20 protein-coding genes are annotated in these 15,860 nt (G+C 72.5%); 13 read left to right on the plus strand and 7 right to left on the minus strand.

Features of this window, described 5'->3' with window-relative positions:
* Positions 1–25: 25 nt before the first annotated feature.
* On the minus strand, positions 26–562 hold the full coding sequence (locus ABT171_RS13395) for a GNAT family N-acetyltransferase (protein ID WP_351243026.1): 537 nt from the start codon (positions 560–562) through the stop codon (positions 26–28).
* Between the two features lie 181 nt (positions 563–743).
* Here ABT171_RS13395 and ABT171_RS13400 point away from each other — a divergent pair, with 181 nt between their 5' ends.
* A complete protein-coding gene (locus ABT171_RS13400) occupies positions 744–1,466 on the plus strand; it encodes a GNAT family N-acetyltransferase (protein WP_351243556.1) in 723 nt (240 codons plus the stop codon).
* A 107-nt stretch (positions 1,467–1,573) separates the two neighbouring features.
* Here ABT171_RS13400 and ABT171_RS13405 read toward each other — a convergent pair whose 3' ends face one another.
* Positions 1,574–2,173 (minus strand): hypothetical protein, encoded by a 600-nt coding sequence (locus ABT171_RS13405; protein WP_351243028.1) that lies wholly within the window; start codon positions 2,171–2,173, stop codon positions 1,574–1,576.
* A gap of 144 nt (positions 2,174–2,317) precedes the next feature.
* On the opposite strand from ABT171_RS13405, the gene ABT171_RS13410 reads away from it, so the two are divergent.
* The gene (locus ABT171_RS13410) at positions 2,318–2,953 is read left to right on the plus strand and encodes a PadR family transcriptional regulator (protein WP_351243030.1); all 636 of its coding nucleotides are present in this window, start codon (positions 2,318–2,320) and stop codon (positions 2,951–2,953) included.
* A 25-nt stretch (positions 2,954–2,978) separates the two neighbouring features.
* Here the strand turns inward: ABT171_RS13410 and ABT171_RS13415 are convergent, their stop codons facing one another.
* Positions 2,979–3,407: a type II toxin-antitoxin system Rv0910 family toxin gene (locus ABT171_RS13415; RefSeq protein WP_351243032.1), complete on the minus strand. Its 429-nt coding sequence runs from the start codon at positions 3,405–3,407 to the stop codon at positions 2,979–2,981.
* A gap of 284 nt (positions 3,408–3,691) precedes the next feature.
* Between ABT171_RS13415 and ABT171_RS13420 the strand changes: the two genes are divergently transcribed.
* From ABT171_RS13420 to ABT171_RS13430, 3 genes are all read left to right on the plus strand, one after another.
* A complete protein-coding gene (locus ABT171_RS13420; protein ID WP_351243034.1) occupies positions 3,692–4,216 on the plus strand; it encodes a Clp protease N-terminal domain-containing protein in 525 nt (174 codons plus the stop codon).
* A gap of 70 nt (positions 4,217–4,286) precedes the next feature.
* On the plus strand, positions 4,287–5,291 hold the full coding sequence (locus tag ABT171_RS13425; RefSeq protein ID WP_351243036.1) for an EamA family transporter: 1,005 nt from the start codon (positions 4,287–4,289) through the stop codon (positions 5,289–5,291).
* 188 nt (positions 5,292–5,479) lie between these two features.
* On the plus strand, positions 5,480–6,430 hold the full coding sequence (locus tag ABT171_RS13430; protein WP_351243038.1) for a DMT family transporter: 951 nt from the start codon (positions 5,480–5,482) through the stop codon (positions 6,428–6,430).
* Between the two features lie 12 nt (positions 6,431–6,442).
* On the opposite strand, the gene ABT171_RS13435 is transcribed toward ABT171_RS13430, so the two are convergent.
* On the minus strand, positions 6,443–7,123 hold the full coding sequence (locus ABT171_RS13435; protein WP_351243040.1) for a pyridoxamine 5'-phosphate oxidase family protein: 681 nt from the start codon (positions 7,121–7,123) through the stop codon (positions 6,443–6,445).
* A 67-nt stretch (positions 7,124–7,190) separates the two neighbouring features.
* Between ABT171_RS13435 and ABT171_RS13440 the strand changes: the two genes are divergently transcribed.
* Together ABT171_RS13440 and ABT171_RS13445 are read left to right on the plus strand one after the other, a co-directional pair.
* Complete coding sequence (locus ABT171_RS13440) at positions 7,191–8,522, plus strand: aminotransferase class I/II-fold pyridoxal phosphate-dependent enzyme (RefSeq protein ID WP_351243042.1); 1,332 nt, start codon at positions 7,191–7,193, stop codon at positions 8,520–8,522.
* Between the two features lie 50 nt (positions 8,523–8,572).
* On the plus strand, positions 8,573–9,076 hold the full coding sequence (locus tag ABT171_RS13445; protein WP_351243044.1) for a hypothetical protein: 504 nt from the start codon (positions 8,573–8,575) through the stop codon (positions 9,074–9,076).
* Positions 9,077–9,088: 12 nt separating this feature from the next.
* Here ABT171_RS13445 and ABT171_RS13450 read toward each other — a convergent pair whose 3' ends face one another.
* Positions 9,089–10,024, minus strand: a complete 936-nt coding sequence (locus ABT171_RS13450) for a DMT family transporter (protein ID WP_351243046.1) — start codon at positions 10,022–10,024, stop codon at positions 9,089–9,091.
* A gap of 74 nt (positions 10,025–10,098) precedes the next feature.
* On the opposite strand from ABT171_RS13450, the gene ABT171_RS13455 reads away from it, so the two are divergent.
* Positions 10,099–11,001 (plus strand): LysR family transcriptional regulator, encoded by a 903-nt coding sequence (locus ABT171_RS13455; protein WP_351243048.1) that lies wholly within the window; start codon positions 10,099–10,101, stop codon positions 10,999–11,001.
* Positions 11,002–11,024: 23 nt separating this feature from the next.
* On the opposite strand, the gene ABT171_RS13460 is transcribed toward ABT171_RS13455, so the two are convergent.
* Positions 11,025–11,495, minus strand: coding sequence for a pyridoxamine 5'-phosphate oxidase family protein (locus tag ABT171_RS13460; protein WP_351243050.1), 471 nt, complete (start codon positions 11,493–11,495; stop codon positions 11,025–11,027).
* A gap of 105 nt (positions 11,496–11,600) precedes the next feature.
* Between ABT171_RS13460 and ABT171_RS13465 the strand changes: the two genes are divergently transcribed.
* Entirely contained in the window at positions 11,601–12,239 is a 639-nt protein-coding gene (locus ABT171_RS13465; protein ID WP_351243052.1) for a cysteine hydrolase family protein, read from the plus strand.
* Between the two features lie 5 nt (positions 12,240–12,244).
* On the opposite strand, the gene ABT171_RS13470 is transcribed toward ABT171_RS13465, so the two are convergent.
* Positions 12,245–12,763 (minus strand): Rieske (2Fe-2S) protein, encoded by a 519-nt coding sequence (locus ABT171_RS13470; protein WP_351243054.1) that lies wholly within the window; start codon positions 12,761–12,763, stop codon positions 12,245–12,247.
* A 179-nt stretch (positions 12,764–12,942) separates the two neighbouring features.
* On the opposite strand from ABT171_RS13470, the gene ABT171_RS13475 reads away from it, so the two are divergent.
* The 4 genes from ABT171_RS13475 (at position 12,943) to ABT171_RS13490 (ending at position 15,840) form a co-directional block, all read left to right on the plus strand.
* Positions 12,943–13,707, plus strand: a complete 765-nt coding sequence (locus tag ABT171_RS13475) for a HipA family kinase (RefSeq protein WP_351243056.1) — start codon at positions 12,943–12,945, stop codon at positions 13,705–13,707.
* A complete protein-coding gene (locus ABT171_RS13480; RefSeq protein ID WP_351243058.1) occupies positions 13,704–14,153 on the plus strand; it encodes a DUF3037 domain-containing protein in 450 nt (149 codons plus the stop codon). Before ABT171_RS13475 ends, ABT171_RS13480 begins: the two co-directional genes overlap by 4 nt.
* A gap of 147 nt (positions 14,154–14,300) precedes the next feature.
* On the plus strand, positions 14,301–15,062 hold the full coding sequence (fabG, locus tag ABT171_RS13485; RefSeq protein WP_351243060.1) for a 3-oxoacyl-ACP reductase FabG: 762 nt from the start codon (positions 14,301–14,303) through the stop codon (positions 15,060–15,062).
* A 13-nt stretch (positions 15,063–15,075) separates the two neighbouring features.
* Complete coding sequence (locus tag ABT171_RS13490) at positions 15,076–15,840, plus strand: SDR family oxidoreductase (RefSeq protein ID WP_351243062.1); 765 nt, start codon at positions 15,076–15,078, stop codon at positions 15,838–15,840.
* Positions 15,841–15,860 lie beyond the last annotated feature (20 nt).

The following is a 15,860-nucleotide window of genomic DNA, read 5'->3' on the forward strand; positions in this document are numbered from 1 at the left end:
CCCCGCCGAGCCGGGTGGCCCTCCGTCACATGGGGAGCGAGAGCAGCCGTATCGGCCCCGAGGGCCAGCGGGCGTCGTCACGCAGAGGGGTCACCATGGTCCGCAGCGGCATGGTCACCAGGCGGCCTTCGGGTTGTTCGACGCATACGTCCTGGTCGAGCGGGTGCCATCCGAGGCGCTGGTAGAGCGGAACGAGGGGAGGCCGGCAGAACAGGAGTGCGTGCTCGGGCCCCATCGTGCGGGCGTGCTCCAGGGCGGCTGTGACGACGAGCCGGGCCAGGCCCTGGCCTTGCATGCCGGGTGCGACGGCCACCCCGCCGACGCCGACCACCTCTGTCTCGGTGTCGCCGATCGCGACAGGCAGTCGCAGCAGGCCGGCGTGTGCCACGAGCCGGTCTTCGTGTCTGATGCCGAAGTGTTCTTCCTTCGGCAGCCAGGTCAGACCGGTCGAGGCGACACCGAAGGGATCGTCGCCCTTCCCGAGGATCTCTTCCTGGTCCGCCTTCGTGTACTGGGGGAGCCGCACCACAGCCGGTGCCGCAGAGGATCGCTTCTCAGACATTCCCCCATGATCGCCTGCCGCACCGCCTCGACCGCCGCCGGGCCACCCGGCCGAAGGGCGGCGTCGGCGTGTGCCCGGTCGCCGCCAGCTCGGCACCGTCCCCGGGCCAACCCCTGTCCCGTCTCATCGGAGTTGGTCGTTTTCAGGTCAGCAGCTTGCTTCGATGGGCAGGATCGACGCCATGTCGATGGATGTGCTGGTGGTCCGAGCCCGTGGGCTCTGGGCGGACCTGGCCCAGGTGCCGGTGTCGTTCGCCCCGCCGGGCGGTGTGAACGTGGTGGTCTCCCCGCGGTCCGGGCTGTGCCCGGTGGGCTGGGTCGGAGTGGTGGCGCTGGGCGGATCGGCGATCGTGACCGCGCCGAGTGACAGTGCCGCCGTGATCGTTCGTGACGCACTCGGGAGACTGCCGGTCGAGGCCGTCGTGGACAGCGCTTTGGTCCGGGAAGCCCTTCCGGTGGCCCGGGTGCTCGGGCCGGCGGCGCTGTCCTATGTGTCTCCAGCCGGTTTCCGGCCGGTGGAGGCCGGCGCGCTGACGGTGGAGCGACTGTCAGCCGCTCACCCGGATGTGCGGATCCTGGAGCGGGTGGCTGGTCATGAGGACGCCGGTGAGGCTGCCCTGGACGAGATCACGTCGCCCGCGTTCGTGGTGCGCGAGCATGGCCAGGTGATCGCTGCTGCCGGATATCGGACCTGGCCGAGGCGGACGGCCCATGTCGGCGTCCTCACCGCGCCGGAAGCGCGAGGGCGAGGGCTGGCACGAGTGACGGGCTCGGCTGCGGTCGCTCATGCCCTTGCGGCCGGCCTGCTGCCGCAGTGGCGCGCGCGCCCTCCCGCCTCCCGGCGCGTTGCGGCCGCGTTGGGCTTCCAGGAACTGGGCTCCCAACTCAGCATCGAGATCGCTTGAGAGGGGCGGTGCCGTGGGGCTGTCCAGCACCCCCAGCACCCCAGCTGTGCGACCAGGTTCGCCGATGATCTGTCTCAGCGGACTTTGACGAGTCCCAGGACGAGCGGTCAGGTCCGGCCGGCACCGAACAGTGGGTCGAGCGGCTCACCCTCGTATCCGAGGACGCGGCAGGCCTTCGCGACCGGCCCCCGGGAAAGCTCGGCGAGCCGGGCGAGGGCCGCCGTCCCGGACGGTAGCGCGCCCGGATCGAGGCCGAGGGCCCGGGCCGCGCGGTCGCGCCGCTCGTCGAGGTCGGGTAGGTCCTCCCGGTATTCGTCGGCGACGGCCCGCAGTTGCCCGGCTGTCCGTCCGGGAGCCTCCCGCCACCACGGTGCCACAAGGCACAGCCGCACCAGCTCGGGCAGTCCGAGGGCGAGCAGCCCGGCCTCGCCGTCGAGGCTCACGTACACCACCGGGCGTTCCTCACCGCCCTCGCCGACGAAGCAGAAGGCGTCTCCTGTACTCGCCCGCGCGAACTGCTCCAGCTTGGCCCCGGAGGCGAGACGGACGCCGTGCTCCAGCTCGTGATCGGCCGGGCTCGTCGCGTCGAGGTCCGCGGCCCGGGCGAAGAACGAGACGACCTCCTCATGGCCGGCCAGGAGGGGCAGCAACGCGCCGGGACGATCCGGGTCGCCGATACCGTCGGCATTCGCAGTCGATCTGCTCACCCCGCAACCGTAAACCAGGGCCCCGGCACCGGCCACCATCCCGGAAGGGCCTTGGCATGCGATCTGTTCCGATATATCGTTGAGTCATCGCGAACGATACGCGATGCAGACGTGACAGATCATCGATGGAATGGAGTGATCGTGATGCGCAGCCACGGATTCGAGCGTGGACATCGGCACGAGGGGCACGGCCCGCGCGACATGGCCGGCATGGGTGGATTCGACGGGCGGAGGGCCGCCTTCGGGCCCTTCGGGCCGGGTGGTCCGGGGTTCGGTCCCGGCGGGCCCGGTTTCGGACCCGGCCCCTGGGGCCCCCGGGGACGCGGCGGCCCGAGGGGGCGGGCGCGGCGCGGTGACGTGCGGGCCTCGATCCTGGCCCTGCTCAGGGACCGCCCCATGCACGGCTACGAAATGATCCAGGAGATCGCCGAACGCAGCGGCGGCGCCTGGAAGCCCAGCCCCGGCTCGGTCTACCCCACGCTCCAGCTGCTGGAGGACGAGGGCCTGATCGCCAGCGAGAGCGAGGGCGGCAAGAAGCTGTTCGCCCTCACCGAGGACGGGCGTGTCGTGGCCGAGGGGGGCCCGGACGCCCCCTGGGAGGAGGCCTCCCGAGGGGTCGACTGGGAGGCGCTCGGCGAGATCCGCCAGGCCGGCTTCGGTCTGATGGAGGCTTTCGGGCAGGTCTGGAAGACCGGTAGCCAGGAGCAGCGGGAGAAGGCGCTGGCCGTCATCAACGACGCCCGGAAGAAGCTGTATCTGATCCTCGCCGACGAGCACTGAAGGTCGTGTGCCCGCACGCCGGGGCTCAGGCGACGAGGCCGGCCAGCTTGCGCAGCGACTCGTTCAGCGCGGCCGTCGCCGAGTCCTTCAGCCTGCCCGCCATCAGCGACACCGCGGCGCCGGTGAACTCGCCGTCGATACGGACGCTCGTGGCGTCGCCGTCGGGGGTGAGGGTGTAGCGGGTGGCGACCGTCACCGCCATCGGGCCCTTGCCCCGGATGGCGAACACCCGCGCCGGCTCCAGCTCCTCGATGGTCCAGTCGACCTCGGCGGGGAACCCCATCAGCTTCATGTTCTCCTGGAACGTCCCGCCCACGGCCAGTACCTCCGGGCCGCCCTGAGGGAAGCCGGTGTGGGTGGCGTTCCACGCGCCGTACGACGACCAGTCGGTGAGCCGGGCCCACACCTTCTCGGCCGGTGCCTCGATGCGTGCCTCCGCGCTGACTTCGGCCATGCGACCACCCCTTCGGATCGGGCGTAGCGGGCTACGGTGTCGCGGAACGTAGCCGCAAGGGCGCGAACATTCAATACTGATGAACCGTCAGAGAATGTCGCCGCCGACCGCGGATCGGCCGGATCTCCTCCCTGAGGAGGAGATCCCGACCGGCGATGTCCACTCTGTGTGGGACGCAGAAATGGTTCCGTTCGTGGATGACTCGGCCCGTTGAGGCTGATGGGGTGGAGGATGTGCACCCCCGTACAGCCCGCCGGACCGCCCATGACGAGGCGGCTGCGCCCATGGACGACGATGCCGTGCTCGGCGCCGAGCTGGCAGTGGTGGTCGACGGCGCCCGCCGGAGGGCCGTCCGGGACGGCGACCGGCAGATCGACACCGCCCATCTGCTGCACTCCCTGCTGGAACACGACCCCGAGGTGCGTGCCGCCGTCGGCGGCCCGCCGCAGCTCGCCCGGCTGCTGGGCTACCTCGTGCAGCGCAGCATCGGCTACGGACTGCGCTGGCAGGGCAGCGTGGAGGACTCCGGTGCGCTCGCCGTCGTCCCCGCCGAGGCCGTCCGCGGCGCCCGGGACCCCAGGGACACCGCCGGCTGGTCGCCCGCCGCGGCCGCCGCACTGGCCGGCGCCCGCGACCGCGCCCGGCTGCGCGGCGAGCCCCGCGCCCACGGCATCGACCTCCTCGCCACCCTCACCGCGGACCCCGACTCCCGGGCCGTCGAGGTACTGGAGCGCGCCGGCATCCGCGACCTGAACACCCGGCTCGAAGCCGGCGCAGGGGGGTACGGCGGCGGAGGCCCTGCCCGCTGAGGCCCCCGCGCGTCCATCCCCTGAGACAGGTGTCAACGGGGGTGACGCTCATGTCGCCGCCTGTCATCATGTGCCGGTGCACACGTCAGACAGCAGTCAGGGCAGCCGCGGCAAGGGCGTCGGGCTCGGTCTCGCACTCGCCTCGGCGCTCGCCTTCGGCGGGTCCGGAGTGGCCGCGAAGCCGCTGATCGAGGCGGGACTCGACCCGCTCGACGTGGTCTGGCTGCGGGTGGCCGGCGCCGCCCTCGTCATGCTGCCGCTCGCGGTGCGCCACCGCGCGCTGCTGCGCCGCCGTCCCGCGTTGCTCGCCGGGTTCGGACTGCTCGCCGTCGCCGGGGTCCAGGCCTGCTACTTCGCCGCGCTCTCCCGGATCCCGGTGGGTGTGGCGCTGCTCGTCGAGTACCTGGCTCCCGCGCTGGTGCTGGGCTGGGTGCGGTTCGTGCAGCGGCGGCCCGTGACGCGCGCCGCCGCGCTCGGTGTCGTCCTCGCCGCCGGCGGTCTCGCCTGTGTGGTGGAGGTCTGGTCGGGGCTGAGCTTCGACGCTCTCGGACTGCTGCTCGCCCTGGGCGCCGCCTGCTGCCAGGTCGGCTACTTCGTCCTGGCCGACCAGGGCGGCGACGCGGGCGACGAGGCACCGGACCCGCTCGGTGTCATCGCCTACGGCCTGCTCGTCGGCGCCCTCGTCCTGACGGTCGTCGCCCGCCCCTGGAACATGCGCTGGTCGGTGCTCACCGGCTCCGCGCACATGAACGGCACCGCCGTACCGGCCCTCGCCCTGCTCGGCTGGATCGTGCTGATCGCCACCGTCGTCGCGTACGTCACCGGTGTGCTGTCGGTACGGCGGCTGTCCCCGCAGGTCGCCGGTGTCGTCGCCTGCCTGGAAGCGGTCATCGCGACGGTGCTGGCCTGGGTGCTGCTCGGCGAGCACCTGTCGGCGCCGCAGGTCGCCGGCGGTGCGGTCGTCCTGCTCGGCGCGTTCATCGCCCAGTCGTCCGCCCCGGCCGCGGGCTCCGCCGAGCCGGTGGCCGGGGGCGGGGCCGAACGCGAGTTGTCGGCCCGTGGCACGGCCGCATAGAGTGCCGGTCATGCCGTCCTCGCTCGTCCTTCCGCCCCCGGCCGCCTGAGGCGGGCCTCCGGGACACCAGCCCCGCGCGCATGCGCCGGGCCGGACGGTGCTGCCCGCAGATGAAGTCCGCGCGTCCCGCTCCAGCGGGCCGCCCCCGAACTTCCGCACCCCCTGGTGCGTTTCTGCGGAGAGATCCCTTGACGACGTCGAACCCTGCCACTGGCCTGTCCGTCGGGCGTGGCCTGCTCTACCTGATCATCACCGGTGCCGCCTGGGGCACGGCCGGTGCCGCCGCCTCCCTGGTCTACCGGACCAGCGACATGGGCGCCTGGGGACTGTCCTTCTGGCGCTGCGCGCTCGGCCTGGTCCTGCTGCTCGCCGGACGCGGACTGCGCCCGCGGGTCCGTCCGGTCACCACGGAACCCCTGCTCCGCAGGGCCGGCAGGGTCCTCGCCACGGGCGTCGGTCTGGCCGTGTTCCAGACCGCCTACTTCGCCGCCGTGGAGTCGACCGGGCTGGCCGTGGCCACCGTCGTCACCCTCGGCGCGGGGCCCGTGCTCATCGCACTCGGCGCCCGGCTGCTGCTCGGGGAACGGCTCGGTGCCGGCGGGGTGCTGGCCGTCGCCGGGGCGCTCGCCGGGCTCGCTGTCCTGGCCTTCGGCGGCCCGGCCGCGGCCGTGCGGCCCGTGGGTGTGCTCCTCGCGCTCGTGTCGGCCGCGGGCTACGGCGCCATGACCCTGCTGACGCGCTGGTGGGGGAGGGGCGGCGGCGCCGACGCCTCCGGCACCACCGTGGGGGCCTTCGCGGTGACCGGTCTGTGCCTGCTGCCGTTCGCGCTGCACGAGGGCCTGCTCCCGCACACCGCCCACCCGGCCCGGCTGCTGTGGCTGGTGGTGTACATCGCCGCCGTGCCCACGGCTCTCGCCTACGCGCTCTACTTCGCCGGGGCGGCCGTCGTACGGTCCGCCACGGTCTCCGTGATCATGCTGCTGGAACCGGTGACCGCGGCCGTGCTCGCCGTCGTCCTGCTCGGCGAGCGGCTCACGGCGGCCACCGCGGCCGGCACCCTGCTCCTGCTCGGCGCGGTCGCGGGCCTCGCGGTGGGCGAGGCCCGCGGGGGCGGCGGACCAGAGTCGGTCCCGGCGTAGGTCCCGTCCGGGCTACCGCGCCTTCAGATAGTCCGGCAGCTCGACGCCGGCCGCCAGGTCGGCGTTGCGCACCGGCGCGTCGTAACCCTTGCGGAGCGGGACGACGCCGGCCCAGTACGGCAGGGCCAGGTCCTCCGGGTCGTCGTTCGCGCCGCCGGTGCGGACCTTGGCCGAGACCTCGTCCAGGTCCAGGCGGATCACCGCGGTGGCGGCCAGTTCCTTCTTGTTCGCGGGCCGGGAGTCGGCGGCGCGGCCCGGTACGACGTGGTCCACCAGCGCGTCCAGTGCCACCCGCCGCTCCTCGGGGTCGGTGACCTGGCGGGCGACGCCGTGCACCACCACGGAGCGGTAGTTGATGGAGTGATGGAAGGCGGAGCGTGCCAGCACCAGCCCGTCCACGTGGGTGACGGTCAGGCACACCGGCAGACCCGGGTCGGTCTCGCCGGTCATCCGCAGCGGGCGGGAGCCGGTGGACCCGTGCACATAGAGCCGTTCGCCGACCCGCCCGTACAGCGTCGGCAGCACCACCGGTGCCCCGTCGCGGACGAAGCCCAGGTGGCACACGTACCCCTCGTCGAGTATCGCGTGCACCAGCTCCTTGTCGTAGGACGCCCGGTCCGCGGAGCGGGTGGGCACGGTGCGGTCGGTCGCGGTGTAGGCGGCGGCCTGGGTTTCCTCGGTCGTCCCCTGCATGGCGGTCCCTCCAAGACGGGCAATGGGCGTGTGGCGAAGTGTATTGCACTAGTGCATAATGTTCTTTGTGCTAGGAGAGTATCCCATCGAAGGGCGCGGCGCAGCGGAGATCGCGGCCAGCGTCGAGCGCGCGGTCGGCGCCGGCGAGCTGCAGCCGGGCCAAACCCTGCCGCCCATGCGGGAGTTGGCGGCTCGGCTCGGTGTGAACGCCAACACCGTCGCGGCGGCCTACCGCACCCTGCGCGAACGCGGAGTGATCGAGACCGCCGGCCGCCGGGGCAGCCGAATCCGGCCCAAGCCCGCCACCACCGGCCGCGAGGAACTGCGCGTGGAGGTCCCCGCCGGAGGCCGCGACCTGGCCACCGGCAACCCCGACCCGGCCCTGCTGCCGCGCCTCGCCCCGGCCCTGGCCGCGGCGGCCGAGGACGGCGACCGGCGGCCCGTTCTCTACGGCGACGACCCGGTCGACCCGCACCTCGTCCGCGTCGCCCGGGCCGAACTCGACGCCGACGGCGTCCCCGACGGCCCGCTGACGGTGACCTCCGGCTCCCTGGACGCCATCGAGCGCGTCCTCGCCGCGCACCTCAAACCGGGCGACGCGGTCGCCGTCGAGGACCCCGGCTGGGGCAGCGTCCTCGACCTGGTCCCCGCCCTGGGGCTGCGCACGGTCCCCGTGGGCGTGGACGACGACGGACCGCGCCCCGACGACCTGCGCCAGGCCCTGGCGTCCGGGGCCCGCGCCCTGATCGTCACCGATCGCGCCCAGAACCCGACCGGCGCCTCGGTGACCGCCACACGCGCGCGTGCCCTGCGCGCGGTCCTGCGCGAGCACCCGCAGACCCTGTTGATCGAGGACGACCACGGCCACGGCATCGTCGACCTCCCGCTGCACCCCCTCGCGGGCACCACCCGCCACTGGGCCGTCGTCCGCTCCGCCTCCAAGGCCTACGGTCCCGACCTGCGGGTGGCCGTCCTCGCCGGCGACCCGGTCACCGTCGACCGCGTACGGGGCCGCCAGCGCCTGGGCCCCGGCTGGGTGAGCCTGCTGCTGCAGCGGACCGTGGCCCGGCTGTGGACCGAGGGCCGGGTGGACCGGACGGCGGTGGCGAAGGCGTACGGGGCCCGGCGGGACGCGCTCGTCGAGGCACTGGCGGAGCGCGGGGTTGCCTCACACGGGCGGAGCGGCATGAACGTGTGGGTTCCGGTCCCCGACGAGACGGGCGCGGTGGCCCGTCTCCTCCAGCGGGGCTGGGGGGTCGCCCCGGGTGCCCGATTCCGCCTGAACAGCGGCCCGGCGATCCGGATCACGATCTCGACGCTCACCGAGAACGACATCGGCCCCTTGGCGGAGGCGGTGGCAGCGGCGGTGCGCCCCTCTCCGGCCCGTGTGTACGGCTAGGGGAACCGTGCACGGCCGCCGGCGGTCTCTGTCGGGGGAGGGGTTGCCACATGGATGCCAACACTGTCACCGCCGTCTGCGCGACTGTCATCGCCACCGCCTCGTTCGGTGTGTCGATCCAGCAGGGCCGTGTCACCCGGCAGCACAACCGTCACTCCGTCGCCCCCGTCCTGGAGATCTGGACACAGCGGCGTCTGGGCGGCCAGACCGGCATCAGCCTGGCCAACCACGGTCTGGGGCCCGCGTTCGTCACCCGCTCGGACGTATGGCTCGACGGCGTCCACCTCGGAAGCTGGGGCGGAGAGGCGCTGGAGACCATCCGCAGTGCCGTCCGCGAGCGTCCGTCGGGTATGGGCATGACGCGACGCCCCTGGGCGGTGCCGGCGGGTACCTCACGCTTCCTGCTGCACGTCGAGAGGTACGACTCCCAGCGACACGAAGACCTGTGGCACCTGGTCAGACACCGGCTCGCTCTTGAGATCACCTACGAGTCGATCTACGGCGACAGCTACCGGATCTCGCGCCTGCCCGACGGCGATTCCCCGCCCTCGTGAAGCAGCGGGGCGTCAGGCGCCCTTCTTGGCCCGCACCTGGGTGAGCGCGGCCCCCGCGAGAACGATGACCGCTCCCGCCGGCGTCGTCCACCGCAGCGACTCCCCGAGAAGGACGACGCCCGCACCCGTCGCGATGACCGGAATGAAGTACGTGACCATCTGCGCGGTCGTCGGCCCGACCTCGGCGACCAGCCCGTACTGGATGAGAACCGCCAGCCCGGTGCCCAGCGCACCCAGCGCGGCGATGGCCAGCAGCGGAACGAGCGAGAAGTGCGCGGGGAAGCCGGTGAACAGCGGTGTCACAACGGCCAGTTGGAGCGTTGCGAGCATCAGCTGCGCCCCCGTCATCGACAGATGGGAGTTACCCGTCCCCGCCAGCGTCCGCCGGACGTAGATCCAGCCCACCGGGTAGCTCAGCGACGCCAGCAGGGCCATGGCCGTACCCGTGGCGTCCAGCCCGTGGAAGCCCTGCCACACCCCCAGCACCGTCAGAACGCCCAGGAACCCCAGTCCGAGTCCGGCCACGCGGACCCGGGTCGGCCGGTCCTCGGAGAGGGCGACCAGCGACAGGGCCATCCCCCACAGGGGCGACGTCGCGTTGCAGATACCGGCCAGCGTGGACGGAATCGTCAGCTCCGAGTAGGCGAAGAGGGAGAACGGCAGGGCGTTCAGCAAGAACGCGGCGACCGCCAGGTGACCCCACAGCCGGGCCCCGCGCGGCAGCCGCTCCCGCTTGGCCGCCATCGCCGCCGCCAGTACCGCCGTCCCGAACACGAGACGCCCGAGGGTGACCTGGAAGGGCGCGTACCCCTCCGTGCCCACCTTGATCAACAGAAAGCTGAAGCCCCAGATCAGGGACAGTGCGCCGAAGCGCAGCCGCCAGTCGAGGCGGGCGCGGGGGCGGGCGGGGGCCGGGGACTGGGTGCGGGTGGTGGTGACCGTGCTCATGACCTCAACGATGCTGTAGGCAACCTCGTAGCACAATCGAGTTTTCTCACCGGGTATCTCTTAGAATCACTTACATGTTGAATCTGGAGCGCCTGCGCACCCTCGACGCCCTCGCCCGGCACGGCTCGGTCAGCGCGGCGGCGGACGCGCTGCACGTCACGACGTCCGCCGTCTCCCAGCAGCTGGGCAAGCTGGAGCGGGAGATCGGCCAGCAGCTCCTCGCCAAGAACGGCAGGGGCGTGCGGCTCACGGACGCCGGCCGGCTGCTGTCGGAACACGCGGCGCGCATCCTGTCGCAGGTCGAACTGGCCGAGTCCGACCTGGAGGCGCACCGCGGGCAGGTCGTCGGCGAGCTACGGCTGTCGGCGTTCCCGACCGCCGCCCGCGGGCTCTTCCCGGCCGCGCTCGGCGCGCTGCGGGCCGAGCATCCCGGGCTGCGCGTGCGCTCCAGCGAGCTGGAACCGGAGCCGGGCATCGCGGGCGTCGTCCGTGGCGATCTGGACCTCGCGGTGGTCCTGGACTGGTACAACAAGCCGATGCCGGTGCCCGACGGCCTGGTCAAGGCGCCCCTGCTGGACGACCCTGCGGATGTCGCCATGCCGCTCGGGCACCGGCTCGCCGACCGGGACGAGGTGGACCTCGCCGAGTTCGCCGAGGACGAGTGGATCACCTGGGGCGAGGGCCAGTTCTGCCACGAGTGGCTGATGTTCACGCTGCGGTCCAAGGGCATCGAACCGATCGTCGGCCACCGCGCCGGCGAGACCCACACCCAACTCAGCCTGGTCGCTTCCGGGTTGGGTGTGTGCATCGCGCCGCTGCTGGGCCGTCACCCGGTCCCGGAGGGCGTGGTCCTGGTGCCGCTCAGGCAGCGGGTGCGACGGCATGTGTACGTGGTCTGGCGGGCGGACGCCGACCGCCGCCCCTCGATCCGGGCGGCGGTCGGTGCCCTGCGCACCGCAGCGCGGAGTCTGGGCTGAGTCCCGGGTCCAGCGGAAGGACCCTACGCGCCGCCCAGCTTCCGGAAGTCCCAGGAGACGATCTTCTCCGGGGTCAGCCGGGCCCAGGCGTGCCGGCCGTCGTGCGGCATCTCGTCCAGGCCGAAGTTCTTCCGCGCGAACAGCGTCTCGGCCGTGTCGAGTTCGGCGCACAGCTCCCCGGTGCGCGGCACCTCGCCCACGAACTCCACCCGGCCGGACAGCTCGACGCCGCGCAACTGGTCGTACTCCTCGCCCGAGTCGATCACGACGGCCACCCGCGGATCGCGGCGCAGCTGTGCCCAGCGCCGGCTGCGCACCACCGAGTACAGCCACAGCGAGGTGCCGTCCCAGGCGAACCAGAGCGCGCTGACATGCGGTGTGCCGTCCGCCGAGACGGTCGCGACCCGGCAGGTGCGCTGACTGGTCAGGAACGCGTCCAGCTCGCCGGGCGTCATCATGATCTTCCGGCCCCGGCGCTGCTGAATGACGGTCATGCGGCCCCCTCTTCTCCCACGTCGTGCCAGAGAACTATCGTGTCCTGGAGATCCTCTGACAACACGTCAGAAAAGAGAACGGGTCGTCTGCAAAAGGGGCGTGCCATGCCGGCGCACGAACAGCTCAGCGAACTCCTCGACCCCGTGCACACCGTCCTGCTCACCGTGGAGTGCCAGCAGGGCGTCGTCGGACCGGACAGCGCGCTGCCGGAACTGGCCCGCGAGGCCCGCTCCTCAGGCGCGCTGCACCGGGTGGCCCGGCTCGTCGCCGCCGCCCACGAGACCGGCGTCCAGGTCGTCCACGCAGTCGCCGAGCGCCGCCCGGACGGCCGGGGCGCGAGCCGCAACGCCCGGCTGTTCCGGGCCGCCGAACGGCTTCCCGTGCAGCAGCTCAGCGGCAGCACGGCGGTGCGCGTCGCGCCGCCCATCGAGGTCGCCGAGGAGGACCTCGTCGTACGCCGGCTGCACGGCCTGTCCCCGATCCACGGCACCGACGTCGACGCCCTGCTGCGCAACCTCGGCTGCCGCACACTGATCGTCACCGGCGTCTCCGCCAACGTGGCGATCCCCAACGCGGTGTTCGACGCGGTCAACCTCGGCTACACCGCCGTCGTCCCGGCCGACGCCATCGCGGGGGTGCCCGCCGACTACACGCACGCGATGATCCGGCACACGCTCGCGCTGGTCGCCACGGTCTCGACCACCGACGAGGTGCTCGGCCACCTCAAGCGGTCACGGAGGTGAGACGCTCAGGCCAGCTTGATCTCGTCGCCGGAGACGGTGATCTTCGCGGCGGGCAGCGGCTGGGTCGCGGGACCCTTCTTCACACTGCCGTCCTCGGCGGAGAAGTGGCTGTTGTGGCACGGGCACACGATCACGCCGTTCGCCACGCTGCCCACGGCACACCCCTGGTGGGTGCACTTGGACGAGAAGGCCTTGAACTGGCCTGCCGCCGGCTGGGTGACCACGACACCCCGGTCCTTGAAGATCTTGCCGCCGCCCTCGGGGATGTCGGAGGTCTTGGCGAGCGCGGTGCCGCCGGCGGAGCCGCCGCCGTTCTGCGCGGCCCCCGTGGAGCCGGTGCCGCCCGTGGTCCCGGTGGAGCCGGTGGTGCCCGTCGTGCCGGCGGAACCGGAGCCGGCCGTGTCCGCCGAGTTGTCGCCCGAACCGCAGGCGGTCAGCGCGGCGGCGAGCCCCGCCGCTCCGGCCGCCGCCACGACGGTACGGCGGGCGGGTCCGGTGGCCGGCTGGGACGATGCGCTGGTCATGTGGCGTTCCTTCCGCGGAGCTTCTCGTGATCCGCCCAGGGGTACGGCGGCGGGGCGCCACCCGTTCAGACGGGCGCCCAGATCCTCGCCGTCCGGGCCTGGGACGGCCGTGAGCCGCGGCTGCCGATCTGCTGCCGGCCCCATCCCGGCACCCACTGCGATCCCAGTAACCTGGGTCGATGCTCAAGGAAGTCACCGCGACCCGCTACATCACGCCGCTGCGTGAGGGGGGCTCGCTGCCGGGGCTCGTCGAGGCAGACGACTTCGGGACCTACGTCATGAAGTTCACCGGCGCCGGACAGGGCCGCAAGACGCTGGTCGCCGAGGTGGTGTGCGGCGAACTCGCCCGCCGCCTCGGATTCCGGATGCCGCGACTGGTCACCGTCCAGCTGGACCCGGTCCTCGGACTCGGCGAACCCGAACCGCAGGTGCAGGACCTGCTCAGGTCCAGCGGCGGCACCAACCTCGGCATGGACTTCCTCTCCGGCGCCCTCGGCTACGACCCGCTCGCCTTCCCGGTGAGCCCCGAGGAGGCCGGCCGGATCGTCTGGTTCGACGCGCTGATCAACAACGTGGACCGCTCCTGGCGCAACCCCAACCTCCTCGTGCACGGCGGAGAGCTGTGGCTCATCGACCACGGCGCGACGATGATCTGGCACCACAACTGGCCCGCCGCCGAGGCCTCCGCGGCCCGCCCCTACGACGCCGGTGACCACGCCCTCGCCCGCTTCGCCCCGGACGTCACCGCCGCCGCGGCTCAGCTGGCGCCCCGGGTCACCGAGGACCTCCTGGCCGAGGTCACCGCCGAGATCCCCGACGCCTGGCTCGCCGGCGAACCGGGCTTCGACACCCCGGACGAGCTGCGGCGGGCCTACGCGCGACCCCTGCTCGCGCGGGCCGAAGCCGTCCACGAACGCATCACCGGCATCGAGGGGACCAAGTGAGCGAGACCCACATCCACATGGCCGGCCATGTCACCGAGCGGCACATCACCCGGGCGGGCCAGGGCGGCGACCGGGACGTGTTCGAGTACGCGCTGCTGCGGGTCGTACCGCGCGTGGAGCGCGGCGAGTGCATCAACGCGGGTGTGGTCGTCTACAGCCGTGCGCGGGGCTACGTCGGCGCCCGTACCCATCTCGACGAGGCCCGGCTGCTCGCCCTCGACCCGCGGGCCGACGTGGCCGGGATCCGGGCCGCGCTCGACGCGGTCGAGCGGCACTGCGCGGGCGGCGAGGAGGCGGGGCAGGCGGCCCGGGACGACGCCGGGCGGCGCTTCCGCTGGCTGATCGCGCCCCGTTCCACCGTCGTCCAGCCCGGCCCCGTGCACACGGGGCTCACCACCGACCCGGCCGCCGAGTCGGAGCGCTTGCTGGACCTCCTGGTGAGGTAATGGATCACAACGGCCGGGTGGGCCGTTGACACCGGGTGCCAGGGCTTCTAGCGTCACCTGTACTGAAGGTACTAAGCGGTCGCTCACCGCACCATGAGGTCCCCCGAAGGGCCTGACAGGTTCTCTCAAGGGCGAGGAGAAGCAGCAATGTCCACCACTGAACAGCGGGTCGCGGTAGTCACCGGCGCGGCGCGCGGCATCGGCGCCGCCACCGCCGTACGACTGGCCGCCGAGGGCCGCGCCGTCGCCGTGATCGACCTCGACGAAGCCGCCTGCAAGGACACCGTCGAGAAGATCACCGCGGCCGGTGGCAAGGCCATCGCGGTCGGCGCCGACGTCTCCGACGAGGCACAGGTCGAGGCGGCCGTGGCCCGGATCGTCGAGGAGCTCGGCGCGCCGACGATCCTGGTCAACAACGCGGGCGTACTCCGCGACAACCTGCTGTTCAAGATGAGCGTCTCCGACTGGGACACCGTCATGAACGTCCACCTGCGCGGCTCCTTCCTGATGACCAAGGCCGTGCAGAAGCACATGGTCGACGCGGGCTTCGGCCGGATCGTCAACCTCTCCTCCTCCTCGGCGCTCGGCAACCGCGGCCAGGTCAACTACTCCGCCGCCAAGGCGGGCCTGCAGGGCTTCACCAAGACCCTCGCCATCGAGCTGGGCAAGTTCGGCATCACCGCCAACGCCGTCGCCCCGGGCTTCATCGCCACCGAGATGACCAAGGCCACCGCCGACCGCGTCAAGATGGACTTCGAGGACTTCAAGAAGGCCGCCGCCACGCAGATCCCGGTGCAGCGCGTCGGTGAGCCCGAGGACATCGCCAACGCCATCGCCTTCTTCACCGGCGAGGCCGCCGGCTTCGTCTCCGGCCAGGTGCTGTACGTCGCCGGCGGACCGCTCAACTAAGGGACACGGGTACATGACTTCCGCTGAACCGCCCGCGCTGTCGGGCAAGGTCGCCCTGGTCACGGGCGCCAGCCGCGGCATCGGCTACGGCGTCGCCGAGGCCCTCGTCGCCCGCGGCGACCGCGTGTGCATCACCGGCCGGGGCGAGGACGCCCTGAAGGAGGCCGCCGAGAGGCTCGGCTCGGACCGGGTCATCGCCGTCGCGGGCAAGGCACACGACCTCGACCACCAGGCCGAGGCCGTCGAGCGCACCATGGAGGCCTTCGGCCGCCTGGACTTCCTGGTCAACAACGCGGGCACCAACCCGGTCTTCGGCCCCCTCGCGGACCTCGACCTGGACGTGGCCCGCAAGGTCTTCGAGACCAACGTGATCTCCGCGCTCGGCTTCGCCCAGAAGACCTGGCACGCCTGGCAGAAGGACAACGGCGGCGCGATCGTCAACATCGCGTCGATCGCGGGCCTCGCGCCCTCGCCGTTCATCGGCGCCTACGGTGTCAGCAAGGCCGCGATGATCAACCTGACCCAGCAGCTGGCGCACGAGTTCGCGCCCAGGGTGCGGGTCAACGCGATCGCCCCGGCCGTGGTCAAGACCAAGTTCGCGCAGGCCCTGTACGAGAACCGCGAGGAGGAGGCGGCCGCCGCCTACCCGCTCGGCCGGCTCGGCGTGCCCTCCGACATCGGCGGCGCCGCGGCCTTCCTCACTTCCGGGCAGTCCGACTGGATCACCGGTCAGACGCTCGTCGTGGACGGCGGCATCTTCCTGAACGCCGGAGTGTGAGCGACCTCCCGGGCGTCGAT

The sequence above is a fragment of the Streptomyces sp. NPDC001851 genome (assembly GCF_040297165.1).
Taxonomy (GTDB): domain Bacteria; phylum Actinomycetota; class Actinomycetes; order Streptomycetales; family Streptomycetaceae; genus Streptomyces.

Bases quoted from the DNA above. Each gene is read 5' to 3' on its own strand.
- ABT171_RS13410 (WP_351243030.1), top strand. From the start codon at position 2,318: ATGCGCAGCCACGGATTCGAGCGTGGACATCGGCACGAGGGGCACGGC.
- ABT171_RS13435 (WP_351243040.1), bottom strand. From the start codon at position 7,123: ATGCAGGGGACGACCGAGGAAACCCAGGCCGCCGCCTACACCGCGACC.
- ABT171_RS13490 (WP_351243062.1), top strand. From the start codon at position 15,076: ATGACTTCCGCTGAACCGCCCGCGCTGTCGGGCAAGGTCGCCCTGGTC.
- fabG (WP_351243060.1), top strand. From the start codon at position 14,301: ATGTCCACCACTGAACAGCGGGTCGCGGTAGTCACCGGCGCGGCGCGC.
- ABT171_RS13420 (WP_351243034.1), top strand. From the start codon at position 3,692: ATGGACGACGATGCCGTGCTCGGCGCCGAGCTGGCAGTGGTGGTCGAC.
- ABT171_RS13455 (WP_351243048.1), top strand. From the start codon at position 10,099: ATGTTGAATCTGGAGCGCCTGCGCACCCTCGACGCCCTCGCCCGGCAC.
- ABT171_RS13460 (WP_351243050.1), bottom strand. From the start codon at position 11,495: ATGACCGTCATTCAGCAGCGCCGGGGCCGGAAGATCATGATGACGCCC.
- ABT171_RS13400 (WP_351243556.1), top strand. From the start codon at position 744: ATGTCGATGGATGTGCTGGTGGTCCGAGCCCGTGGGCTCTGGGCGGAC.
- ABT171_RS13395 (WP_351243026.1), bottom strand. From the start codon at position 562: ATGTCTGAGAAGCGATCCTCTGCGGCACCGGCTGTGGTGCGGCTCCCC.
- ABT171_RS13470 (WP_351243054.1), bottom strand. From the start codon at position 12,763: ATGACCAGCGCATCGTCCCAGCCGGCCACCGGACCCGCCCGCCGTACC.
- ABT171_RS13445 (WP_351243044.1), top strand. From the start codon at position 8,573: ATGGATGCCAACACTGTCACCGCCGTCTGCGCGACTGTCATCGCCACC.
- ABT171_RS13465 (WP_351243052.1), top strand. From the start codon at position 11,601: ATGCCGGCGCACGAACAGCTCAGCGAACTCCTCGACCCCGTGCACACC.
- ABT171_RS13475 (WP_351243056.1), top strand. From the start codon at position 12,943: ATGCTCAAGGAAGTCACCGCGACCCGCTACATCACGCCGCTGCGTGAG.
- ABT171_RS13415 (WP_351243032.1), bottom strand. From the start codon at position 3,407: ATGGCCGAAGTCAGCGCGGAGGCACGCATCGAGGCACCGGCCGAGAAG.
- ABT171_RS13450 (WP_351243046.1), bottom strand. From the start codon at position 10,024: ATGAGCACGGTCACCACCACCCGCACCCAGTCCCCGGCCCCCGCCCGC.